Annotated in this window: 13 protein-coding genes and 1 pseudogene; 7 read left to right on the forward strand and 7 right to left on the reverse strand. The window is 66.5% G+C overall.

All coding sequences use genetic code 11. From position 1 onward, the window contains the following. The 4 genes from ACWMMN_RS22925 to ACWMMN_RS22940 form a co-directional block, all read right to left on the reverse strand. Nucleotides 1-3,204, reverse strand: a complete 3,204-nt coding sequence (locus tag ACWMMN_RS22925; RefSeq protein ID WP_486423989.1) for a DEAD/DEAH box helicase — start codon at nt 3,202-3,204, stop codon at nt 1-3. 380 nt (nt 3,205-3,584) lie between these two features. After that, nucleotides 3,585-4,274, reverse strand: coding sequence for a hypothetical protein (locus tag ACWMMN_RS22930; RefSeq protein WP_340624858.1), 690 nt, complete (start codon nt 4,272-4,274; stop codon nt 3,585-3,587). A 259-nt stretch (nt 4,275-4,533) separates the two neighbouring features. Next, nucleotides 4,534-6,783, reverse strand: a complete 2,250-nt coding sequence (gene pbpC, locus ACWMMN_RS22935; RefSeq protein WP_486423990.1) for a penicillin-binding protein 1C — start codon at nt 6,781-6,783, stop codon at nt 4,534-4,536. A 10-nt stretch (nt 6,784-6,793) separates the two neighbouring features. Then, nucleotides 6,794-12,835 carry an alpha-2-macroglobulin family protein gene (locus ACWMMN_RS22940; RefSeq protein WP_486423991.1) on the reverse strand — a complete coding sequence of 2,014 codons (6,042 nt, stop codon included), beginning with the start codon at nt 12,833-12,835 and terminating at the stop codon, nt 6,794-6,796. Nucleotides 12,836-13,226: 391 nt separating this feature from the next. Between ACWMMN_RS22940 and ACWMMN_RS22945 the strand changes: the two genes are divergently transcribed. The 5 genes from ACWMMN_RS22945 (at nt 13,227) to ACWMMN_RS22965 (ending at nt 18,301) form a co-directional block, all read left to right on the forward strand. Continuing rightward, entirely contained in the window at nt 13,227-13,646 is a 420-nt protein-coding gene (locus ACWMMN_RS22945; RefSeq protein ID WP_486424092.1) for a sugar dehydrogenase complex small subunit, read from the forward strand. Next, nucleotides 13,646-15,265 (forward strand): GMC family oxidoreductase, encoded by a 1,620-nt coding sequence (locus tag ACWMMN_RS22950; protein ID WP_486423992.1) that lies wholly within the window; start codon nt 13,646-13,648, stop codon nt 15,263-15,265. The genes ACWMMN_RS22945 and ACWMMN_RS22950 overlap by 1 nt, the downstream gene beginning before the upstream one ends. A gap of 2 nt (nt 15,266-15,267) precedes the next feature. Continuing rightward, nucleotides 15,268-16,545, forward strand: coding sequence for a cytochrome c (locus tag ACWMMN_RS22955; protein ID WP_059240315.1), 1,278 nt, complete (start codon nt 15,268-15,270; stop codon nt 16,543-16,545). A 169-nt stretch (nt 16,546-16,714) separates the two neighbouring features. Next, nucleotides 16,715-17,134 (forward strand): DoxX family protein, encoded by a 420-nt coding sequence (locus tag ACWMMN_RS22960; RefSeq protein ID WP_059240972.1) that lies wholly within the window; start codon nt 16,715-16,717, stop codon nt 17,132-17,134. Nucleotides 17,135-17,197: 63 nt separating this feature from the next. Continuing rightward, nucleotides 17,198-18,301: a porin gene (locus tag ACWMMN_RS22965; RefSeq protein WP_059240317.1), complete on the forward strand. Its 1,104-nt coding sequence runs from the start codon at nt 17,198-17,200 to the stop codon at nt 18,299-18,301. An 87-nt stretch (nt 18,302-18,388) separates the two neighbouring features. Here the strand turns inward: ACWMMN_RS22965 and ACWMMN_RS22970 are convergent, their stop codons facing one another. Together ACWMMN_RS22970 and ACWMMN_RS22975 are read right to left on the reverse strand one after the other, a co-directional pair. Continuing rightward, nucleotides 18,389-19,708, reverse strand: coding sequence for an MFS transporter (locus ACWMMN_RS22970; RefSeq protein WP_059240319.1), 1,320 nt, complete (start codon nt 19,706-19,708; stop codon nt 18,389-18,391). Between the two features lie 42 nt (nt 19,709-19,750). After that, entirely contained in the window at nt 19,751-20,935 is a 1,185-nt protein-coding gene (locus ACWMMN_RS22975; protein ID WP_059240321.1) for a M20 aminoacylase family protein, read from the reverse strand. Nucleotides 20,936-21,117: 182 nt separating this feature from the next. Between ACWMMN_RS22975 and ACWMMN_RS22980 the strand changes: the two are divergent. Then, a pseudogene (locus ACWMMN_RS22980) lies at nt 21,118-22,013 on the forward strand (LysR substrate-binding domain-containing protein). A gap of 175 nt (nt 22,014-22,188) precedes the next feature. Continuing rightward, on the forward strand, nt 22,189-22,509 hold the full coding sequence (gene ppnP / locus ACWMMN_RS22985) for a pyrimidine/purine nucleoside phosphorylase (protein ID WP_006478890.1): 321 nt from the start codon (nt 22,189-22,191) through the stop codon (nt 22,507-22,509). 87 nt (nt 22,510-22,596) lie between these two features. Here the strand turns inward: ppnP and ACWMMN_RS22990 are convergent, their stop codons facing one another. After that, nucleotides 22,597-22,932, reverse strand: coding sequence for a hypothetical protein (locus tag ACWMMN_RS22990; RefSeq protein ID WP_059240325.1), 336 nt, complete (start codon nt 22,930-22,932; stop codon nt 22,597-22,599). Nucleotides 22,933-23,364: the final 432 nt, after the last annotated feature.

Below are 23,364 nucleotides of genomic sequence, written 5' to 3' on the forward strand. Positions count from 1 at the left end.
TTATGCCTCGTCGCGCAGCAGTATCGTGGTGCCGTGCCGGGCGACGCCCGGCCACGTCGTCCGATGTTCGAGCGTGACTGCGCATTCGCTGAAAAACGGATAGTCTCGCCACGCGTCGCGATTGCCTATCACATAGAGTATGCGTTTGGCGCGGCTGACTGCGACGTTGAGCAGGTTCGGCTTCTCCGATGCCCATGCTTTCGCGCCGTGGCGCTCCGGATGGCCGCCCAGTACGAGCAGGACGACATCCGATTCCTTGCCCTGCACCGTATGGATCGTGCCGATCTTGACATTCCCGTATCGATTGCCGAGCGTGTCTTGCAAACCTTGTGTCACCTCCCGGAACGGGGAGATGACGTAGATCGTTCCGGAGACGTCGTCGTGCGCATGAATGTCGTCGAGAATCGTGGCGACGACACGCCCCTCGTCGGGGATCCAGTGCCCATGCGCGTCGCGTCCCTCGACATGAATCCAAGTCGTGTCGGGAAGAGCAAGTTTCGCGCGCGTGACGGTGCCGAATACCATCATCCCGTTGTACGCGATTTTGTTGGCGACATTGAACATGGCGGAGTCGCAGCGACGATGAACCCGAAGCGGGGCGCTGACCCAGAGCGCGTTGCCTTCGTGATCGGGAAGATAGGTGCCGACCGTCGAGATCCGGTCGGCGAGTCGCTGGATCGACTGGCGGCCGGGCGTCCACGTCGCATCGACACCGAAGCGGGTGCGCAACGCCTGTTGCGAGGTGAACGGCAGTGGCAGGATCGGCTCGAGCTGAAGCGGATCGCCGACCACGACGGCCCGCCTGGCACGCCAGAGCGCACCCACGGCGGCCTGCGGCAGCCCTTGTCCGGCTTCGTCGATCAACAGCCAGCCAATTTCCTCGCGTTGAAGATTGGTGAATAGGCGACCGAACGAAGCGAACGTGCTGGATATGACCGGCACCACGGTGAAAAGCGTTTGCCACGCGGATTTCACGGCTTGGCGGGACACGCCTCCCGGTACGGAACCTTGCAGGATGTCGACCATGCCGAAGAGATTGGACCGGAAGATATGGGCGTTTTCGGCTGCGAACGCCTGATGCAGATTCAGCGCTTCAAGAAACACTTTCGCCCGGGCGTCATTCCAGGCCCGGTCGGTCCAAGGCGACGACAGTTCGCGGTTGTGGTCCGTGCAATCGCGATCAACGAAATGGTCGCCCAGGATCGCGCGTGCGTGGACGAGCCCGGCATCGAGTCGCGTGATGTCGTCCGCAAGCAGCGTGATTTCGGCGTGGGCCTCGCGTTCGAGTTGTTCCGCGCCTTGGCGCGCGACATTGGCCTGATCCACGATGCCGGCGGCGGCGTCCATCGCATCGCCGGCCTGTTTTTCGGTATCGACGCATGCGAGAAATCTGATTCGCCAGTCCCGGTGCGCGCGACCGAAGCTGAACAAATTCTCGATGAAGCCCGGGCGGGCATGCAGGTGATCGATTTTTTGAGCATGCGCCTGTCTTGCCCGTTCGATCGCTGCCGTATGACGTGTTCGTGCGACTTCGTGCGCGTTTGCCGCGTTCGCTGTTGCCTGATTGCGGTCCCGTGCAAGTGCGCGCAGCGCACCCAGGCGCGACCGCGCGGCATGAAGCAGGTCGGCTTGCCGGGCCCAGTCTTCGCGCTGTGTCCGCAGTTTCGATTCATCGGAACAGGCTCGTCGGAAGCGCTCGACCGACTCGCGCCATATCGACGGCCGGCGTCTGGCGTGATCGCCGAGCCAGGTCAGCAGGCCCGGCAGCCCTTTTTCGCTCGCCGGTTCGTCGTTCGATCGACGCTCGTCCTTTTTTTCGTCCCACCAGACATCGCGAAGGAACGCCATCCGGTTCGTCTTGTTGCCGAGACGGGCCGCCAGCAAGCCCCATACCGGCTTGTCGTCACCGAGCGCGCGCGCGGCGAGATCCGGGAAATAGTTGATGCTCGGTTTCCAGATGTCGTCAATCGCATCGGCTCCCGGTAGTTCGAGGGTGATGTTTTCGACCGCGCCGTTGTTGGCGGAGGCCACCACGATCTCGAAGCCCGAGAACTCCGGCTTCCATAAATGGATGGTTCGCTGACGATTGTCGGATCCCCAGCCGTCGATGCCGTTGAACGCGTCTTCCGGTCTGCGCAGCGAAGCAAGCTTTTCAGCCCGTTCGACGACGATGTGCGCGACGAGATCGCGGAGCAAGGTGGTCTTGCCCGTGCCGGGCGGTCCGTTGACGCTGAATATGCCGGCGCCGCCGTCCAGTTCGCGAGTCATCCGATTGATCGCGAACTGCTGACTGAAGACCAGCGGGTGGTGCCCGTTCGCCGGCCAGCGCCCGGACGGGTAGCGGTCGGGCGACAGGGCGTCGTACATCGCATCGACCGATTGCCGTGTGTCGTTGCGTGCTGCGTTGTCAATCTCGCTATCCGGGCTCAGGTAGGACGATAAAGCGGCTCCCGTGTCGTTCCGCTCGAAGGCGTCGGCGACCCGCTTCAGGTCGTCGACAAAGAAGCTGTTCAGGAAGTCGGCGCGGTCGACCTGATATTCCTTGCTCGTCGCGACTTGTCGCGACTGGATGCGGGCACGCTCGTCCGGCACCTCTTTCGTCAGACCGATCTCCTTGAACAGCAATTCGGTGATGGCGTCGACGTCGCCCAACGTCAGCTTGCGCCCGACGTCGATTTTCTGCGCGAGTAGCGCCTTACCTTCCTCGTCGTCGTCAGGAACGGCGAATATCTGGCGCAACCTGATCAGAAAGTCATCGGCGAATAGCTCGAATCCATTGAGCCAGCCCGGCGAATCCGGGCCCTGTGTGATCGTGCGTCCCCATGCCCACGCGCATGCGGACACGACGAACGTGTCGAAGAGCGGACGCCCGTCATGATCGACACGAATCAGGAAGCATGCGGAAAGACTGTCCAGCCGCGAGTCGAATGATTGCGGATCCTTCCCGAAGATCGATTCGAGAAATTCGCGTACACGCCGAACCAGATAGACACCGCCGTAGATGTCGTGGCGCCATACACTGTCCTCCTCCGCGGCCGGAAGGCGCTTGAATCCGGGTTGCCAGGGCGCGAGATTGTCTTCCGGCGTAACCCTGTCTGTCTGCTTCGTTCGCTTGCCGGGTTTCAGATCAATATCGGGAACGGATTGCGGATTGAAGATTTCAGTGGCGCGCCAGTAATTTAGAATCTTTGCTTTCGTATTCATGTGACTCGGAAGGGTATTGCGCTACGTGAGGCGAATGAAGTGCCTGCGTCGTCAGATGGTGGGCACTCTACCCAATTGTTCGTCGGATGGGAAATGTGTGGTCTAACGCTGATTGTTTAGGAAATGGTGGCAAACCGCCTTTTATTTCAATTCAAGAAAAAATAAGGCGGATATGTTCGATGTCGATCATTTCAGTCAATCGGAGACCGGCGATCGGATTTTGAATGAAAATAAGCCGGATACGTGACCCATTTAAATCGCGGCGGCATGCATCGATCTGGCGCAGTGAACGGGATTCCCGGATGAATTCCCGCCGATTGGCAGTTACAGCGACGATGAATCTGAAATATCCGCGAGATCGTCCGCGATCAAGTCGGGTCTTACAGCGGATGCGCGGCGCCGGCCTGCGCCAGTAACGATACGGCAGCCGGATCCGGCTGCCCGTTCGAATCGATCGCGCCGGCCTTGGCCAGCGCGACGAGGTCGCTGTCGACACCCGGTTGCCCGACCACGAACGACGTCGTCAGGAACGCCGGCGACGCGAGCGTGACCGCATAGCGCTGCTGCAGGTTCGATACCACGGCCGATTGTGCGGCCTGGACCGCGTTCGGATCGTTCATCACCTGCTGATCGTGCAGGTTGCCCTGGAAATTGCCGATCAGCCCGGCCGTGTTCGTGCCGAGCTGCGCGGCGAGATAGACCAGCATCAGCTCGGTCTCGGGCGTCGTATTGAAGGTGCCGCCCGCATAGGCGAGCGAATGCAGGCTCGTGCCGCCCGACGCCACGGTGATGACGCACGGCAGCGTGGCGTTGACCGTCACACGATAGTTGCCGCCGCCGTCCGTCAGCGTCGTCGCCGAGCCTGCCGCACAACTGACCGTCACCTGCGCGCTGGCGAGCGGGTCGCCCGTCGCGGCCGTGCCCGACAGCGCGACGGTTTGCGTGTTGTTGTTGAAGCACGCGTCGACGCCGAAGCAGGCATCGCCGTTGCACGCCTGGAGGGCGGCGAGCGTTGCAACGCACAAGACGCCCAGCGCGGGGCGGGTGAAGCGCATCGGGCGGATGTTCATGGTCGCTGGTCTCCGGGAGAGGGAAGCAGCTGAGATGCGCCCGGGGACGCGGCGCTGTTCACATTCTAGATTCCGGATCTGCGGGCTGCATGCCCGTTTGCCGGCTCCGCCGGAAACCTTCAGTCCCCTTCGCGATGGGTTGTGTCGCGGGACGATCAAAACGACCGGAGAACGTGCCGTCCACGAGCGAGCCGGCGCGCCGTTTCCGACATACCCTCCAAACGACAGGCAGGCCGGCCAGTCAGGCCGGCTTGGCCGCTCAGGGCTTGCGCGCGGCCGCTTTCGCGAACGCGCCGCGCACCTCGAAGCTGATCGTATCCGCGACGTTGCCGCGCGCATCGACGAGTTCGAGCCGGTGCCGGCCCGGCCACGGCAGCCAAGCGATACGGTCGGCATGCCCGATCACCTTGTCGTCGAGCCGCCACGCGAACTTCGTCGAGCGTCCGGCCGAGCGCTCGAACCAGATGCGCTGGTTCTTCGGCGGAATGTCCGGGTCGATTGCGAAGATCGTGCCGTCGGTCGGCGCGCCGATCGTCAGCGGCGCACGCGCGCCGTCCTTGCCCGGCGTGACGGGCGCCGCGAGCCGGATCGTGTCGACCGCCGTCCCGGCGAGGAACCACTCGTTGCGCGCCGGCTCGATGTCGCGTTCGAACGCGATGCGGCGCGTCTCGACGCCGGCCGGCGCGCGCGGCGCGCGGCTCGGCAGGTCGCGGTGCAGGTAGCCGACGACGGCCGACCACACGGGCGACGCGCCCGTGACGCCCGACACGTCCCACATCGGCGAGCCGTCCGCATTGCCGACCCATACGCCGACCGTATAGCGCGACGTGAAACCGACGGTCCAGTTGTCGCGCATGTCCTTGCTCGTGCCGGTCTTCACCGCCGAGAAAAAGCGCGTCGCGAGCGGGTTGTCGAAGCCGAACGTGCGGACGCGCGCGTTGTTGTCGGACAGGATGTCGGTGACGACGAAGCTGGCTGCCTCGCTGAACACGCGCGTGCCGCCGTCTGCACGCGCACGCGCCGGTGCCGACGCGCCGGACGCCGGTGCCGGTGCAGCGGCCGGCAGGTCGACGACCTGGCGCGCGACACCGCCGTTCGCGAGCGCGCGATACGCATTGGTCAGCGACAGCAGCGTGACGTCCGCACTGCCGAGCGCGAGGCTGAAGCCGTAGTAATCGCCTTCCTGCGCGAGCGGCAGGCCGAGCGCGGTCAGCGTGCGCGCGAAGCGGTGCGGCGTGACGAGCACGAGCGTACGCACGGCCGGTACGTTCAGCGAGCCGCCGAGCGCGCTGCGCACGCTTACCCAGCCCTTGAAATCCTTGTCGTAGTTCTGCGGAATGTACAGCCCGCCGCCGGCGGCGAGGTTGATCGGCGCGTCGTCGAGCAGCGACGCGGCCGTCAGCCGTTTCTCGTCGAGCGCCTGCGCATAGAGGAACGGTTTGAGCGTCGAGCCGGCCTGGCGCGGCGCGAGCACGGCATCGACGTCGCGCGCGCTCGACAAGGCCCCCGACGATCCGACCCACGCGCGAATCTCGCCGGTCGCGTTGTCGATCACGACGACCGCACCGTCCTGCACGTTGCGCCGGTGCGCGGGCGCGTTGAGTTCGGTCAGCGCGCGCACCAGCGTGTCGCGCGCGAAGCGTTGCAGCGGCGCATCGAGCGTCGTGCGCACCTGCGCGCCGGCCGCCGGCTTGACCTCGGCCGCGATGCGCCGCGCGAAATGCGGGGCGAGGGCGGCGCCGTCGTCGCGCACCGCGTTGGCCGGGCGCGCGACGATGAGCTGCACATAGCCGTCGAGCGATGCGCACGCCTGCTCGGCGTGCATGTCGCGCAGGATCCGGCACGCACGCTCGGCGATTTTCGCGGGTGCTGCGTTGGGCGCGCGCACGAGTGCCGCCGCGATCGCGGCTTCGCGCGCGTCGAGGCCCGACGGCGCCTTGCCGAACAGCACCTGCGACAGTGCGCCGAGCCCGACCGTCTCGCCGCGGAACGGCACCAGGTTCAGGTAGGCCTCGAGGATCTGGTCTTTGCGCCAGCCGCGTTCGAGCAGCAGCGCGTTCATCGCCTGCGTGGCCTTCTGCGGCAGCGAACGCTGGCCCGAGCGGCGCGGCGAATCGCTGAGCAGCCCGGCGAGCTGCATCGTGACGGTCGATGCGCCGCGCGTGCGCTCGTTCCACAGGTTGCCCCATGCGGCGCCGGCGATCCCGCGCCAGTCGACGCCGCTGTGTTCGTAGAAGCGCTTGTCCTCGGACACGACGATCGCCTCGCGAAACGCGGGCGATACATCAGCGAGCGACACCCAGTCGCCGCGCCGTTCGGTGAGGTCGACGCGCGTACGCTGCAGCGGCGTACCGTCGCGCGCGAGCAGCACCCAGTCGGAGCTGCGCCAGTTGCGGCGCACGTCGTCGTAGCCGGGCAACGCATGCGCGACCAGCGGCGCGGCCAGCACGACGGCGACGAACAGGCGGCCGGCGAAACGCGCCGGCCGCGGCAATGCCAGATCGATCATCACTGACTCGTTACTTGCTCGCGTCGGCCGCCTTCACGGTCATCGGCGGGTTCGGCCACAGGCCGTACACGGACGGCGCGTACAGCGCCTCGACGCGCGTCGGCGGCAGCCCGAACGTGCCGACGTTGTTCAGCCGCACCGTGTACTCGACCGAGAATTTGCCCTTCGGCAGATAGTCGTAGTACGCGCGGTAGCCGTCGAAATCGCGCTCGATGAACGCCGGCCATGCGCCGTCCGGCGTCTTCTCGCCCTGCGTCGCCGCTTCGGAATCGCGGCCGAGGCCCGAGCCCAAGATCGTCGCGCCGGCCGGGATCGGATCGTTGACGGCGACCCACGTCATGTCGCTTTGCGCATCGATGTCCAAATGCACGCGCACGACGTCGCCGCGCGTCAGCACGCCCTTGACGGCAGGCGACACCGGCGTGACGGTCTTCGTGATCCGGTAGCCGGCCGCGAACGGCGAACGCAGTGGCACCGCCGCGAGGCTCTCGACCGTCGCCCACGGGCGGCCCGTGCCGTCCTGCGTGACGGACAGCGTGGCCGGCGCTTGCGACGCGCGCGGCCACGGCAGCATCACGCTGCGTGCGGCGGCGGCGCGGGTGGCGGCCGTGGCCGATGCCGGCGTGTCGGCCAGCGCCTGCGCCTGCGACCACGAGATCGAGCGCTCGTCCCCGCCCAGCGCGATCTTCGTTGCGCCGGCGACCGGCGTGCTCTCGTAGGTACGCGAGAAGCGCTCGATCGCGAGCAGGCCAAGCGCATTCGACGTCGTCGTCTGCCACGCGCCCTGGCGTTGCAGCGCGAGCAGGCCGGCCGTCACGCGCGGCATCTCGTCCTTCCATGCCGGGTCGCCCGCGAATTCCAGCGCGAGACGCGCGGCGTTGGTCTCGTTGCTGGTCATCAGCCACCACAGGTCGTCGTCGCGCGCGGTCGAGAACACGAGCTGCGTGCCCTGGTACGTGAGGCGCGCGCGCAGGATCTGTTCGACCTGTGCGCGTTTCTCGTCGCGTTGCGGGATGTCCTTCACGCGCGTCAGGATCGCGTGATAGTCGATCACCGCCGACGTCGGCCACTGGTTCGGCGCGATCTCGATCGAGCCGAGCATGCGGCCCTGTGCGGCGCCGAAGCGCGACAGCGCCTCGATGGCGGCCAGCTTGCGCAGATCGCGGTCCTGGCGCGGCGCCCATGCGTTGCGCTCGATGCGGCCGTCGACGAAGCGCGCGAGCCCGGCTTCGAGCTGGGTGCGCAGGTCTTCCGGCAGCGCGAAGCGCGGATCGAGGCGGCTGACTTCGTCGGACACCACGAGCAGGTACGACGACAGCGTCGGGCTGCCGTGGTGCGAATCGTCGGACGACGGCGGGAAGTAGCTCGCGAGTCCGTCGCTGTCGAGGTAGACGGGCATGCGGGCGATCAGCGCCTGCCATTGGGCGGGATCGCGCAGCCCGATTGCGCGCGACGTCTGCTGTTCGAGACAGCGGTACGGATAGCGCTCGAACCAGCGCCGGACGCCGGGCAGGCCGTCGGCGAGCTTCGACTGCATCGACACGGCGATGCCGCCGCGCGGCGAACCCTGCGCGTTGTTCACGGCGCCGGCCGGGGCCGACACGGGCACCGTCAGCGTGCCGTCGACCTGTGCGAGCGTCGCCTGCTGCACGGTCACCGGCAGCGCGGGCACGACCTTCTGCGCGACCGCCAGCGCGTCGGACGCGCGCTTGCCGCCTTGCTCGGCCGCTTCGATGCGCCAGTTCAGCGCACCGGCCGCGTCGAGTGCCTGCTCGGGCACGGTGATCGTCCACGCGACCTCGGTCGCCGTATTGGCCGCCAGCGACAGGGTTTGCGGTGCGACCTCGAGGCCCGTCACGCGCGGCGTCACGACGACCTGCATCGCGCGGTCGGTCGTGTTGCGCAGCGTGACCTGCGCGCGGAACGCGTCGCCTTCGCGCACGAGCGGCGGCAGGCCGGAGATCAGCTGCAGATCCTGCGTGCTGCGGATCGACGTGCTGCCCGTGCCGAAACGGTCGGGGCCGACCGCCGCGATCGCGACGATCCGGAAGCGCGTGAGCGCGTCGTTCAGCGGCACCTCGACGGTCGCGCTGCCGTTCGCGTCGAGCGTCACGCGGGGGTTCCACAGCAACAGCGTGTCGAACAGCTCGCGCGTCGGCGCGCTGCCGCCCCCGCCGCCGGCCGGCACGGCCTTGCGGCCGAAGTGGCGTCGGCCGACGATTTCCATCTGCGCGGTGGCCGTCTCGACGCCGTACGCGCGCCGGCGCAGCATCGCGTCGAGCAGGTCCCAGCTGTTGTTCGGCATCAGTTCGAGCAGCGCTTCATCGACGGCCGCGACGGCGATTTGCGTGCCGGCCGGTGCGGGCTGGCCGTTCGGCAGCGTGACCTTCACGTGCGCCTGCGCCTTGCTGCGCACCGTGTAGCGCGTCGCGTCGGTCGTCACGGTCACGCCGAGTCGGTGGACGCCCGTGCCGACCTTGATTTCGCCGAGGCCGTAGCGGAACGCGGGCTTCGACAGGTCGACGAATGCGGTCGGCGCTTCATAGTGGCGGCCTTCGCGCCAGAATGCGCGCGCCCATTCGACCGGTGCTTTCCAGCCCCACGTGAAGAACGAGTACCACGGCACCTCGCGGATCCGGCCGCGCAGCGCGAGCACCGACACGTAGACGTTCGGCCCCCACGATTCGCCGACCTTCAGGTCGACGGTCGGGTTCTTGCCGTTCAGTTCGACGATGTGCGTTTCCATCACGCCACCGCGTTCGACCGCGACGAGCGCGGTGGCATAGCGGAACGGCATCCGCACCTGGAAGCGGGCCGTTTCGCCCGGTTCGTACGAAGTCTTCTCCGGAATCACGTCGATCCGGTCGGTGTTGTCGCCGCCGAACCAGAGTTCGTCTTCACGCGTGACCCACACCGACGTCGACGCGTTCGACGTGCGCCCGTCGCCGTCCTTCGCGACCGCGATCAGTTGCACGTTGCCGGCCTGTTCGAGCGTCGCGTCGCAGGCCATGCGGCCCTTGTCGTCGGTCTTGCCCGAGCACAGCACGCCGAGGTCGCGCGTGTCGCTCTTGTTGTCGTACGCATAGAAGCCGCCGACCATCCGCTTGCGCGACGACGTCGTGATGTGTGCGACGCCCTTGATTTCGATCGGCACGGAGGCGCGCGGCTTGCCCTGCAGGTCGACCGCCAGCGCCTGAACCGGCACGCGCTGGCCTACCGACACCCAGCGGCCCGCCTTGATGCCGGCCACCACCGCGGCCGGCCACAGGATCGTGTCGCCGCGGATCGTCTGCACTTCGCCGTTCGGATCCGCGAACGTCGCTTCGAGCGCGATGCGCTTCGGCGCGTCGACATCCGGCAGGCCCTTGAGCGTGACCGAGCCCGCGCCGTTGCGGTCGAGCGTCAGCGGCAGCTTGTCGGCGATCAGCTTCGTCGCATCGGGGTCGTTGTTCGAAGACGACGACGTGTTGTCACCGTCCTGCGAATCGTCGTCGGCGTTGCCGTCGCTCGCGTCGGGACGATACGGCGTGAAGCTGAAATCCTCGAAGCGATCCGCGAACGGCGGTGACGCCCACTTCATCAGCGCCGATACCTGCACGGGCAGGCTCGATGCGCCGCCGCCCGACACGTAGTCGATCTGCACCGCGAGCGGCGCTTCCTTCACCGCGACGAGCGGGCTCTTCTGCGCGTCGCGCGCACCGATCGAGCCTTTCAGCACCGGCAGGCGGAACGCCTCGACGCGGAAGCTGCCGCTGTAGTAGGTGGCGGTCGGTGCATCTTCCGGGCCGCCTTCGAGCTCGACGCTGTATTCGCCGAGCTTCGCGGCGGCCGGCAGCGTGAACTGCGTGTCCGCGCTATGGTCGGCCGCCCACGTGAGCGGCAGCTTGTACGTCTGGCCCGTGCCGAGATGGCGGATCGTCACGCGCGTCGGGTATTGCGACGGGAACGCGAGGCTCTGCAGCGTTTCGGCGCGGATGAAATGCTTCATCGACACGGTTTCGCCCGCGCGCAGCAGCGTGCGGTCGAACACCGTGTGGGCGCGCACGGTCGGCGCGCTGTCGGTGTCGGTGGGCACGTTGAAGCGCCACGATTCGATCCCGCGGTTCCAGCCCGAGCTGACGAACGCCATGTCGGGGCCGGTCTTCGGATCGTCGACCCGTGCCGACACGAAGTAGTCGTCGAAGCGCTGCTCCGACGAACTGCACGCGCGCTTCGGCTCGAACGGCCCGTCGATCTTCAGCAGGCCCTGCGCGTCGGTCTTGCCGGACGCGATTTCATCGCCGTTGCAGTCCGACACGCGGATCTGCGCGTTCGGCACCGGCTTGCCCTTGTCGAGCGTCGTGACCCATACGAGGTTGTTCTCGCGGCCCTGTTTCAGGTGCACGCCGAGGTTCGTGACGAGCACGGTGGTGCGCACGTACATGCTCGACGGCTTCGCGAGCAGCGAGCGGCCGAGCGCGGGCGACGCGAGTTCGAGCACGTAGAAGCCGGGCTTGTCGATCGGCACGCCGACCACTTCGAACGGGCGCAGCGTCTTCGGATCGGCCTTCGGCAGCGTCAGCGTCTGCGCGCCGGGCTCGCCCTTGAGCAGCGACAGCGAGCGCACGTCGATGCGGCGGTTCTTCGGCGCGGGTTGCTTTTCTCCGGCCTCGAGCGGCACGAAGACCGGGTGCTGGCCCTTGCGGTCGAGCAGGCCGGGAATCTGGCTGTCGATCGAGCCGGCCGTCATCGACCAGTTGTCGAAGCGGTCGACCGTGCGTATCCACTGACGAATTGCCGTGTCGTTCTCGACCTTCAGGTTGGCAAATTGCGCACCGCCCGCGTTGAGGCCCGCGATATGCAGGTCGGCCTCGACGTTGCGCAGCGTGACGGGTACGAGCGCGGGCGTATCGGGTTCGGCGAAGCGCTCGACGATCCCGAACGTGCCCGACGAGAATTTCGCGAGCGGCGGCATCGGCGCGGTGCGCGTCGCGAGCGGGAACAGGTCGGCGTTCGACAGCGCACGGTCGGTCACGTCGCGCAGGCCCGACGGCAGTTCGATCGTCAGGGCGGCCTGCGCGGGCAGCGGCGGGTTGAACGTGACGGTCGTCACTTCCTCGCTGTGATCGTCGGCCGCGAAAGTCGGGTTCAACGAGCCATCGGGGCCGCGCAGCTTGATCGCTTCGGCGTTCTTGCGCGAGATCGGCGCGTTGAACGACAGCGTGAGCGGACGGAGCGGCGTGCAGGGCGCCTTCGCGTTCTCGCGTTCGCACGAGAAGCTCGCGGCGAACGGTGCGCGCACGGTGAAGTCGAAGCGGCGTTCGGTTTCGTTCGCGATGCCGCTCGGGCTCGCCACGCCCTTGCCGTACACGAGCTGCATCTTCGCGCTCGCCGGCAGTGCCTGCGAGCATGACAGCGTCAGCACGCGCGCGGCTTCCTTCTTCAGCCCGAAATGATCGAGCAGGGCGTTGCGCGTATCGTCGTCGGCCGCCGTGACGGGAATGCGGTTGCCGATGCCGGCCGCCTCGCACCAGATGTTCGCGAGCGCCGAGCGCGGCTCGGCCGGGCCGTTCAGTTTCATCACGAAGACCTGGCGTTCCTCGATCTCGCGCGAGCCGGGGCGTACCGACACCGGGAACGGGCCGCCCGTCTGGAACGTGAAGCGGCGCGGGCCGCTCGCCGCATTGCCGGCGACCGAGCGCAACGTGTCGTTGAGCGCGACCGAGCAGCGAACGCCGGGCGGCAGGTCGTTTTCGAAATCGTAAACCCAGGTCTTGTCGTCGAGCCAGTGACCCTGGCCGCGCGCGGCCGTCGAGTCGTTACAGGTCACGCGCGCGGGATTCGGCGCGGAGGCCGAGCCGAACGCGACCATCGGCTCGTCGAACTTGACGACGCTCTGCCGGACTTCGGTGACGGTGCCTTGCGGCGACACGCTCACCGTGCGCGCAGCGCCCGCATGCAGCGACAGCGCCGCGGCGCCGCCGAGCAGCGCGACGGCGCCGATGCGCCAGAGCAGCCGGGTGGTGTGGCCGGGTTGATGCGTTTCTTTGTTGTGCTTGTCGTGCTGCTTCATCGCTCGATTGCCCTCGGAGGGAAGCTTTCTGTTTGATTGCACGCGATTCTAACCGACGGTCATGCACGCGCATCGCGGCACGCAGTCTGTCGCCGGCATGCGACACTGGTGCCGGTGCCGCAGATTTGTCGCGTCAACGACACAAAAATGCAGCGAAATGTCGATTGTCTCGGATTGCGGAACATTTAATGGACTATAAAAAGATTGTTCGATCCGATTTGTGCGCGTACATTTCAGGTCCGCGCCAATGTTTGAGAAATATCAAGCGTGGTTTTCCCGAATCCGGTGTTCGAGAGAAGGAAACATGCACAACGACAACACTCCCCACTCGCGTCGTGAAAGCGACGCAGCCGCAAGCGGCATCACGCGGCGTCAATGGCTGTAGGGCGCACTGGCGCTGACGGCGGCGGGCCTCACCGGCTCGCTGGCGTTGCAGGCCCTGGCTGACGATCCCGGCACTGCGCCGCTCGATACGTTCATGACGCTCTCCGAAGCATTGACCGGCAAGAAGGGGCTGAGCCGCGTGCTCGGCGAACGCTTCCTGCAGGCCTTGCAGAAGGGCTCGTTCAAGACGGCCGACAGCCTGCCGCAACTCGCCGGCGCACTCGCGTCCGGTTCGCTGAATCCCGATCAGGAAGCACTCGCGCTGAAGATTCTTGAAGCGTGGTATCTCGGCATTGTCGATAACGTCGTGATTACCTACGAAGAAGCATTAATGTTCAGCGTCGTATCCGATACGCTCGTGATTCCTTCGTATTGCCCCAACAAACCCGGCTTCTGGGCCGAAAAACCGATCGAGAGGCAAGCCTGATGGCCGATACCGATACGCAAAAAGCCGACGTCGTGGTTGTCGGATCGGGTGTCGCAGGCGCGATCGTTGCCCACCAGCTCGCGATGGCCGGGAAGTCCGTGATCCTGCTGGAAGCCGGCCCGCGCATGCCGCGCTGGGAAATCGTCGAGCGCTTTCGCAATCAGGTCGACAAGACCGATTTCATGGCGCCGTACCCGTCGAGCGCATGGGCGCCGCATCCGGAATACGGCCCGCCGAACGATTACCTGATCCTGAAGGGCGAGCACAAGTTCAACTCGCAGTACATCCGCGCGGTGGGCGGCACGACGTGGCACTGGGCCGCGTCGGCGTGGCGCTTCATCCCGAACGACTTCAAGATGAAGACGGTGTACGGCGTCGGCCGCGACTGGCCGATCCAGTACGACGACATCGAGCATTACTACCAGCGCGCCGAGGAAGAACTCGGCGTGTGGGGCCCGGGCCCCGAGGAAGACCTGTACTCGCCGCGCAAGGAGCCGTACCCGATGCCGCCGCTGCCGTTGTCGTTCAACGAGCAGACGATCAAGAGCGCGCTCAACGGCTATGACCCGAAGTTCCACGTGGTGACCGAGCCCGTCGCGCGCAACAGCCGCCCGTACGACGGCCGGCCCACCTGTTGCGGGAACAACAACTGCATGCCGATCTGCCCGATCGGCGCGATGTACAACGGCATCGTGCACGTCGAGAAGGCCGAGCAGGCCGGCGCGAAGCTGATCGACAGCGCGGTCGTCTACAAGCTGGAGACCGGGACGGACAAGCGCATCGTCGCAGCGATCTACAAGGACAAGACGGGCGCCGACCATCGCGTCGAGGGCAAGTACTTCGTGATCGCCGCGAACGGCATCGAGACGCCGAAGATCCTGCTGATGTCCGCGAACCGCGATTTCCCGAACGGCGTCGCGAACAGCTCCGACATGGTCGGCCGCAACCTGATGGACCATCCGGGCACTGGCGTGTCGTTCTATGCGAACGAGAAGCTGTGGCCGGGCCGCGGCCCGCAGGAAATGACGTCGCTGATCGGTTTCCGCGACGGCCCGTTCCGCGCGACCGAAGCCGCGAAGAAGATCCACCTGTCGAACATGTCGCGGATCAATCAGGAAACGCAGAAGATCTTCAAGGGCGGCAAGCTGATGAAGCCCGCGGAGCTCGACGCGCAGATCCGCGACCGTTCCGCGCGCTACGTGCAGTTCGACTGCTTCCACGAAATCCTGCCGCAGCCCGAGAACCGCATCGTGCCGAGCAAGACGGCCACCGACGCGGTCGGCATCCCGCGCCCCGAGATCACGTATGCGATCGACGATTACGTGAAGCGCGGCGCCGTGCACACGCGCGAGGTCTACGCGACGGCCGCGAAGGTGCTCGGCGGCACCGAAGTCGTCTTCAACGACGAGTTCGCGCCGAACAACCACATCACGGGCGCGACGATCATGGGCGCGGATGCACGCGACTCGGTCGTCGACAAGGACTGCCGCACGTTCGACCATCCGAACCTGTTCATTTCGAGCAGCTCGACGATGCCGACCGTCGGTACGGTGAACGTGACGCTGACGATCGCGGCGCTTGCGCTGCGGATGTCGGACACGCTGAAGAAGGAAGTCTGACCGTGCGGAAATCTACTCTCACCTTCCTCCTCGCCGGCTGCCTCGCGCTGCCGGGGCTCGTCCGCGCGGCCGATTCGGCCGATCCTGCGCAGGTCAAGCGCGGCGAATACCTCGCGATCGCGGGCGACTGCATGGCGTGCCACACCGCGAAGGGCGGCAAGCCGTTCGCGGGCGGTCTCGGCATGCCGGTGCCGATGCTCGGCAAGATCTATACGAGCAACATCACGCCCGATCCCGATACCGGTATCGGCAACTGGACCTTCGACGACTTCGAGCGCGCGGTGCGTCACGGCGTCTCGAAGAACGGCGACAACCTGTACCCGGCGATGCCGTACGTGTCGTACGCGAAGATCAACGACGACGACGTGCAGGCGCTGTACGCGTACTTCATGCACGGCGTCGAACCGGTCAAGCAGGCGCCGCCGAAGAACGAGATCCCCGCGCTGCTGAGCATGCGCTGGCCGCTGAAGATCTGGAACTGGCTGTTCCTGAAGGACGGCGTGTACCAGCCGAAGCCGGCGCAGAGCGCCGAGTGGAACCGCGGTGCGTATCTGGTGCAGGGCCTCGCGCACTGCAGCACGTGCCACACGCCGCGCGGCATCGCGATGCAGGAGAAGTCGCTGGATGAAACCGGCGGCAGCTTCCTGTCGGGTTCGGTGCTCGCGGGCTGGGACGGCTACAACATCACGTCCGACCCGAACGCGGGGATCGGCGGCTGGACGCAGCAGCAGCTCGTCCAGTACCTGCGCACCGGCAGCGTGCCGGGCCTCGCGCAGGCGGCCGGCCCGATGGCCGAGGCGATCGAGCACAGCTTCTCGAAGATGACGGAAGCCGACATCGGCGCGATCTCGACGTACATCCGCACGGTGCCGGCGGTGGCCAGCGGCGACGCGAAGCAGTCGCGCTCGTCGTGGGGCAAGCCGGCCGAGGACGGCCTGAAGCTGCGTGGCGTCGCGCTCGCGTCGTCGGGCATCGATCCGGCACGGCTGTACCTCGGCAACTGCGCGACCTGCCACCAGATGCAGGGCAAGGGCACGCCGGACGGCTATTACCCGCCGCTGTTCCACAACTCGGCGGTCGGCGCACCGAATCCGACCAACCTCGTGCAGGTGATCCTGAACGGCGTGCAGCGCAAGGCCGGCAGCGAGGACGTCGGGATGCCGGCGTTCCGCCACGAGCTGTCGGATGCGCAGATCGCCGCGCTGACGAACTACCTGACCGGGCAGTTCGGCAACCCGGCCGCGAAGGTGACCGAGCAGGACGTCGCGAAGCTGCGCTGATGCGGCGCGCGACAAAGCAGGGCGACCACCCAGAGGAGGCGCACAGCACATCGGGCGGGCCCGATGCCGGTTGTTGCAGAGCGGGGCGGGCGGCGCAGGCGGCCGCCCGTCCTGGTTCGTTGGCAATCCGGTGCGCGTAGGCCGCGCATCGATTTCGTTGATCGAGACCATGACACCGAATCAACCGTTTCTCGCGTCCCAGCGCGATGTGCTGCTGCTGCTGTCCCGGATCCTGCTCGTGATCCTGTTCGTGATGTTCGGCTGGAAGAAGATCGTCGACTTTTCCGGTACGATCGCGTTCATGGGTTCGGAAGGCGCGCCCGCGCCGATCATCTCCGCCGCGATCTCCGTCGTGATGGAGCTGTTCGCCGGGATCGCGATCCTCGTTGGTTTCCAGACGCGCCCGCTTGCGCTGCTGCTTGCGCTCTATACGATCGGCACCGGCATCATCGGTCACCACTACTGGACGATGACGGGCGGCGAGCAGATCGACAACATGATTCATTTCTACAAGAACATCGCGATCGCGGGCGGCCTGCTTGCACTGTGCGCAGCGGGCCCCGGTCGATATTCGATCGATCGCGGATAAACAGACCCTGGGCGCGCGCATGGGGCGCGCGCGGGAAGGTCGAGACTCCGAGGGGGCATCATTTTGCGACTTAAACATTTCGCATGGCTGATCGCGGCTGCCACACCGGCGGCTGCTTTTGCACAGACGAGTGTGATGCTGTACGGCCGGATCGACGGCGGCATCGAATACCTGAACCACATCGCGACGCCGAACGGCAGCAAGTCGCGCTGGAGCGCGGAAGGCGGCGACTGGGGTACCAGCATGTTCGGCCTGAAGGGCTTCGAGGATCTCGGCGGCGGGCTGTCGACCGTCTTCAACCTGGAAACCGCGTTCCAGGTGATGAACGGCACGACGGGCGGCGGGCGCATGTGGTCGCGGCGCGCGTATGTCGGGCTGAAGAGCGACACGTGGGGCCAGCTGCAGGCCGGCCGCAACCTGTTCATCGACAGCGACGGCGTGTGGGAATTCGATCCGTTCGTGCAGCAGGCGTTTTCGTCCGCGTCGCTCGTGCGCGGCCGCAACTGGCAGCAGAGCAGCAACAACATCGAATACCACAGCCCGGTGATCGGCGGCTTCGACGTGCAGGCGCAGTATGCGTTCGGCAACCAGTCGCGCGGCTTCAACTACGGTGCGGCTGACGATTTCGGCCGCTCGGACGGGATCATGATCTCGTACCACTCGCCGGTGTTCGACGTGCGTGGCATGTACGACGAACTGCGCGACAACAACGGCAAGTTCAGCAACATCTTCACGGCGTCGCGCGAGTACTTCGTCGGGGCGAACGTGAAGGTGTCGAAGTTCAAGATCCAGGGCGCGTATACGCACTACCAGGCGCCGGACAGCCCGGCCGGCGTCGCCGATCGCGCCGATCACTACTGGCTCGGCGCGACCTATGCGGCGAATCCGCAATGGGCCGTGACGGCCGGCGGCTATTACGTGAAGGTGGGCGACGGCGGCAGCGATGCGTCGCACGATCCGTCGGGCCACGCGATGATGTACGTGCTCGGCACCACGTACAACCTGTCGAAGCGCACGTTCCTGTACGGCACGGTGGCGTATGTGCGCAACGGTGGCAACTCGAACTTCTCGCTGCTGGCGACGCCGCGCGATGCGACGTCGGGCACGAGCCCGCTCGCAGGTGAGTCGCAGACGGGTGCGTATGTGGGGATGATGCATACGTTCTGAGCGGGGCAACGCCAGATACGCAAAAGGCACGGGTGGTCGCACCCGTGCCTTTTTTCGTTTGCGGCGCGCGGCCGCATCGCTCACCGCTCAGTCGAGCGCCTTCCCGGCTTTTTCATCCATGCAGCGAATCGCGAGCAGCGTCATCGCGCCGCAGCCGATCGCATACCACGCGGGCGCATTCGCATTGCCGGTCGCGGCGATCAGCCACGTGACGAAGAACTGCGCGAAGCCGCCGAAGATCGCGACGCCGACGCTGTACACGAGCGCGCCGCCGGTCGCGCGCACCGCACGCGGGAACAGTTCGCCGAGCATCGCGCCCGTCGCGCCGATGTTGATCGCGTGCACGATCGACAGCGCGGCGATGATCGACAGCAGCGATGCGGCACCCGGCCAGCGATTCAGCGCGATGAACGCCGGATAGATCGCGACCATCAGCACGATGCGTGTCCACCAGACGATCCGGTTGCGACCGTACACGTCGGAGAGGTGGCCGCCGATCGGCGTCACGAGCATCAGGATCGCACCGGCGACGCAGCCGGCCGTCATCGACAGCCAGGTCGGCAGGTGCAGCACCTGCACGCCGTAGATCGCCATGTAGAACACGATGATGTAGTGGATCGACGTGCCGCCGATCGTTACGCCGAGCCCCGCGAACACGGCCTTGCCGTGATGGCGCAGCACGTCGGCGAGCGGCAGCGATGCGACCGGCTCGTCGTGCGCGGCCGCCGGTGCGGTAGCCGGCACTTCCTCGACGGTGCGGCGCAGCCAGTAACCGATCGGCACGAACAGCGTGCCGATGATGAACGGCACGCGCCAGCCCCAGCTTTCGAGCTGTGCGGCAGTCAGCGTCGACGTCAGCGCGACGCCGGTCAGCGCGCCCGCGAGCGCGGCGAGCCCCTGGCTCGAGAACTGGAACGATGCGTAGAAGCCGCGACGGTGCTGCGGCGCCTGTTCGAGCAGCAGCGTCGTCGACGCGCCGACTTCGCCGCCCGACGCGAACCCCTGCAGCAGGCGGGCGAGCACGAGCAGCATCGGTGCGGCAATGCCGATCTGCGCGAAGGTCGGCGCGACCGCGATCGCTGCCGTGCCGAGCGCCATCAGCAGCAGCGTGAGGATCATCGCCTTCTTGCGGCCGGCACGGTCGGCATACATGCCGATCACGAGCCCGCCGAGCGGACGCGTGACGAAGCCGACGCCGAAGCTCGCGACCGCGAGCATCAGCTGCCCGAACGACGAATGCACGGGAAAGAACAGCTTGCCGATCAGGATCGCGAAGAAGCTGTAGACCGTGAAGTCGTAGAACTCGAGCGCGTTGCCGACGGCGGCGGCCGCAATCAGCCGGCGTTTCTTGGCGGCGGCGCGGGCATCGACCGGCGTGCCGGTGAACGGAAGGGCGGACGTTTCCATGGGGTTCCCCCGGTAAGCGCGAAACTGCGTGGTGAAGGGCCGTCAGGCCGCGAGCCAGGCTTCGGCGACGCGAACCCAGTAGCTCGCGCCGATCGCGAGAATGTCGTCGTTGAAGTCGTAGCCGGGGTTGTGCACCATGCAGCCGCCCTTGCTGCCGATCCCGTTGCCGATGAACGCGTAGCAGCCGGGGCGCGCTTCGAGCATGAACGCGAAATCCTCGCTGCCCATCAGCGGCGCGGCGTCGGTTTCGACACGGTCGGCGCCGAGCATCTGGCGCGCGATGTCGGCCGCGAATGCGGTCGGTTCCGCGTGATTGACGAGCACCGGGTAGCCGTAGTCGTAGTCGACTTCCGCGGTGATGCCGAAGCTTTCCGCCTGGCCTTTCGCGAGTGCTTCGATGCGGCGTGCGAGCAGCGCGCGCACGTCGGCGTTCAGCGCGCGCACCGACAGCTTCATCACGACGGTTTCGGGAATGATGTTGAACGTCTCGCCGGCCTGCACGCTGCCGACCGTGATCACGGCCGCATGCTGTGCATCGACCTCGCGCGCGACGATCGTCTGCAGCGCGACCATGATGCTGCCCGCGGCCGACATCGGATCGCGCGCGAAATGCGGCATCGCGCCGTGACCGCCGACGCCGCGCAGCGTGATCGTCACGCGGTCGGCCGACGCCATCGCGGCGCCGGTGCGGAACGCCATGTCGCCGGCCGCGCGGCCCGGCATGTTGTGGATCGCGAAGATCGCGTCGCACGGGAAGCGGTCGAACAGGCCGTCGTCCATCATCGCCTTCGCGCCGCCGAAGTTTTCCTCGGCCGGCTGGAAAATCAGGTTCAGCGTGCCGGAGAACTGGCGCGTCGCCGCGAGGTGGCGCGCCGCGCACAGCAGCATCGCGGTGTGGCCGTCGTGACCGCATGCATGCATCTTGTTCGCATGGCGGCTCGCGTACGGCAGGCCCGTGGCTTCCGCGAGCGGCAACGCGTCCATGTCGGCGCGCAGGCCGACCGTGCGCGTGCCTTGCCCTTCGCGCAGCACGCCGACGACACCCGTCTTGCCGATGCCGCGATGCACTTCGTAACCCCAGCCGGCGAGCAGCTCGGCGACGAGATCGCTGGTGAGCGTCTCTTCGAACGCAAGCTCGGGATGAGCGTGGATGCGGCGGCGCACCTCGACCAGCTCGGGGGCGATCGCGGCGATACCGGGGATGACGGGGTTCACGGCTTGCGGCATGGTGTCTCCTGTGGGGTCGATGGGGCGTTTGACGCACCTATGACGAGCAAGCATATAAATTTCTTTTGCGTACCAGAAGCTGATAAATTGCTTTGGTGCACACCATCGGTTGCCGCTCGGGAAGACCCTGAGGCGGCACACGTCGCGACGCACAGGGTTTCCACGGATCACGCGTTGCCGCCATGAAATACCATCAGCTGAAAGCGTTCGTCACCGTTGCCGAAGAAGGGAGCATCCGCGCGGCCGCGCGGCGCCTGAACGTGTCGCCGGCGGCGTTGACGAAGGCGGTCAAGGAGCTGGAGATCGCGCTCGGCGTATCGCTCGTCGTGCGCACCGCGCGCGGCGTGCAGCTCACTGCGTTCGGCCAGCAATTGCAGGTGCGCGCGCGGCTGATCGTCGCCGAAATGCAGCGCGCCCGCGACGATATCGAGCAGGCGCAGGGCGCGATGACGGGTTCCGGGCGATCACGCCGGCGGCAGCGGTGACGATCCTGCCCGACGCGTTCCGTGCGTTCCGGCGCCGCTTCCCGGTGGCGCGCGTCAACCTGATCGAAGGGTTTCCGGGCGTCGCGCTGCCGCGCCTGCACGACGGCTCGCTCGATTTCGCGGTGGCGGTCGTCGTGCCCGAGCTGCTGGCAGCCGAGTTCGATCACGCGGAGCTTTATGCGAGCCGCTCGCTGATCGTCGCGCGCAAGGGGCATCCGCTCGCGTCGGCCACGTCGCTCGCCGATCTCGTCGACGCCGACTGGCTGATGAATCCGTCGCCGGAAAGCTCCACCCAGGTGCTGTTCAATTCATTCGTTGCGTACGGGCTGCCGGTGCCGGCGCGTGTCGTCGAATGCCCGAGCTTCGGGCTCGCGCACAGCCTGATGACCGGTTGCGACCTGATCGCATCGATGCCCGAGCAATTGCTGCAGGGCGAGTGGGCGCGCGACCAGCTCGCGGTGCTGCCGATCCGCGAGCGCCTGCCGGGTGTCTCGGTGCAGGTCGTCACGCGCCGCGACAGCCCGCTGACGCCGGCCGCGGCGATGCTGCTCGACTGCCTGCGCGATTCCGCGCGCCGCAAGGGATTGCGCTGAGCCGCCGCTCGCCGGCGATCGCATAGTCATCCTGATTGTTTGGCGCTCGGCACGCGGCCGGCGGCGTGCCATTCCGGCACGCGTCGCGCGAGCCGGTATGATATCGGCCGGCCAGCCGCTCCGGCCGGCCGCCGACAACTATCGCCATCCGGCATCCAGCAATCAGAGGCATCACATGACCAGTGCAACCCAATTCGACAACGTATCGGTCGTCAAGCGCGCGAACGTCTATTTCGACGGCAAGTGCGTTTCGCATACCGTGCTCTTCCCGGACGGCACGCGCAAGACGCTCGGCGTGATCCTGCCGTGCGCGCTCAACTTCGGCACGGACGCTCCCGAATTGATGGAAGTGCAGGCCGGCAAGTGCCGCGTGAAGCTCGACGGCAGCAGCGAATGGCAGACCTACGGCGCCGGCGAGTCGTTCTCGGTGCCGGGCAAGAGCCGCTTCGACATCGAAGTGCTCGAGACGCTCGATTACGTCTGCAGCTACCTGTAAGCGCAGGCGGCAGCAAAAGAAAAGCCCCGCCGAAGCGGGGCTTGTCACAAGCGGATGGCGCAAGGCCATCCGGAGCGCCTGTTCTCGTTACAGGCAGGCGTTGATGTCGCCGGCCGACGAGGCATCGCCGCCGCGGAAACCGACCCAGGTCTTCGCGTTGCCGGCATTGGCCGGGCGCACCACGGCGGCAGCGCCGTTAGGCGGCTGCTGGCCCGGCGCATAGACGGCCATTGCGAGGCCGTTCGCCAGTTCGTACTGCGACGTCACCTGTTGTTGCGACTTGTCGGCCCACGTCTTGGCGATGCACTGCGCTACCTGGTCGGCGGGCTTTTGGCTTTGTCCCACGTTCTGCAGGGCAGAATCGGCTGCGTGAGCAGAAAATGCCACGGTCAATGCGATGAGCGGTAAGTATTTCGCGTTCACGTTATCTCCCTCGAGTCGTGATTGATTGAGTGGGATGCGCAGCAGTACTGCGTGCTAGTGAGATTGCATCGGGCACGCACGGTTCCGGCTATTCCGAAACAAGTTGTTAACGCGCTTGCCAAATGGCGGCTCAGGTGCTGTGCAGCGTTGCTGCGATGCGGCATGCGTCGTATGCGGCTCGACGTCATGCGTTGCTCGGTCGGCGCGCTGCCCGGTCGTGTGGTGTCGTGACGGCCGCGGCAAACGGCACGGGTGTGCATGCCGTGCCGCGGCTCTTTATTTGATGGCGAAGTGGAATGGCTGATTGATGGCCCCGTCGCATGGCAGCCATGATGACAAACTTTCGTCGGTCGAATTGTTAACCAACTTTAAACACGGGACGCGACCGCATGCGATGCGGCGCGCGACGGGCGCGCCGCATCGTGCAGCGAG

The sequence above is a fragment of the Burkholderia cepacia complex sp. TUM26381 genome (assembly GCF_057439935.1).

Excerpts from the sequence above, each read along its gene's own strand:
- ppnP (WP_006478890.1), top strand. The coding sequence starts at position 22,189 with ATGACCAGTGCAACCCAATTCGACAACGTATCGGTCGTCAAGCGCGCG.
- ACWMMN_RS22930 (WP_340624858.1), bottom strand. The coding sequence starts at position 4,274 with ATGAACATCCGCCCGATGCGCTTCACCCGCCCCGCGCTGGGCGTCTTG.
- ACWMMN_RS22960 (WP_059240972.1), top strand. The coding sequence starts at position 16,715 with ATGACACCGAATCAACCGTTTCTCGCGTCCCAGCGCGATGTGCTGCTG.
- ACWMMN_RS22975 (WP_059240321.1), bottom strand. The coding sequence starts at position 20,935 with ATGCCGCAAGCCGTGAACCCCGTCATCCCCGGTATCGCCGCGATCGCC.
- ACWMMN_RS22950 (WP_486423992.1), top strand. The coding sequence starts at position 13,646 with ATGGCCGATACCGATACGCAAAAAGCCGACGTCGTGGTTGTCGGATCG.
- ACWMMN_RS22940 (WP_486423991.1), bottom strand. The coding sequence starts at position 12,835 with ATGAAGCAGCACGACAAGCACAACAAAGAAACGCATCAACCCGGCCAC.
- ACWMMN_RS22970 (WP_059240319.1), bottom strand. The coding sequence starts at position 19,708 with ATGGAAACGTCCGCCCTTCCGTTCACCGGCACGCCGGTCGATGCCCGC.
- ACWMMN_RS22925 (WP_486423989.1), bottom strand. The coding sequence starts at position 3,204 with ATGAATACGAAAGCAAAGATTCTAAATTACTGGCGCGCCACTGAAATC.
- pbpC (WP_486423990.1), bottom strand. The coding sequence starts at position 6,783 with ATGATCGATCTGGCATTGCCGCGGCCGGCGCGTTTCGCCGGCCGCCTG.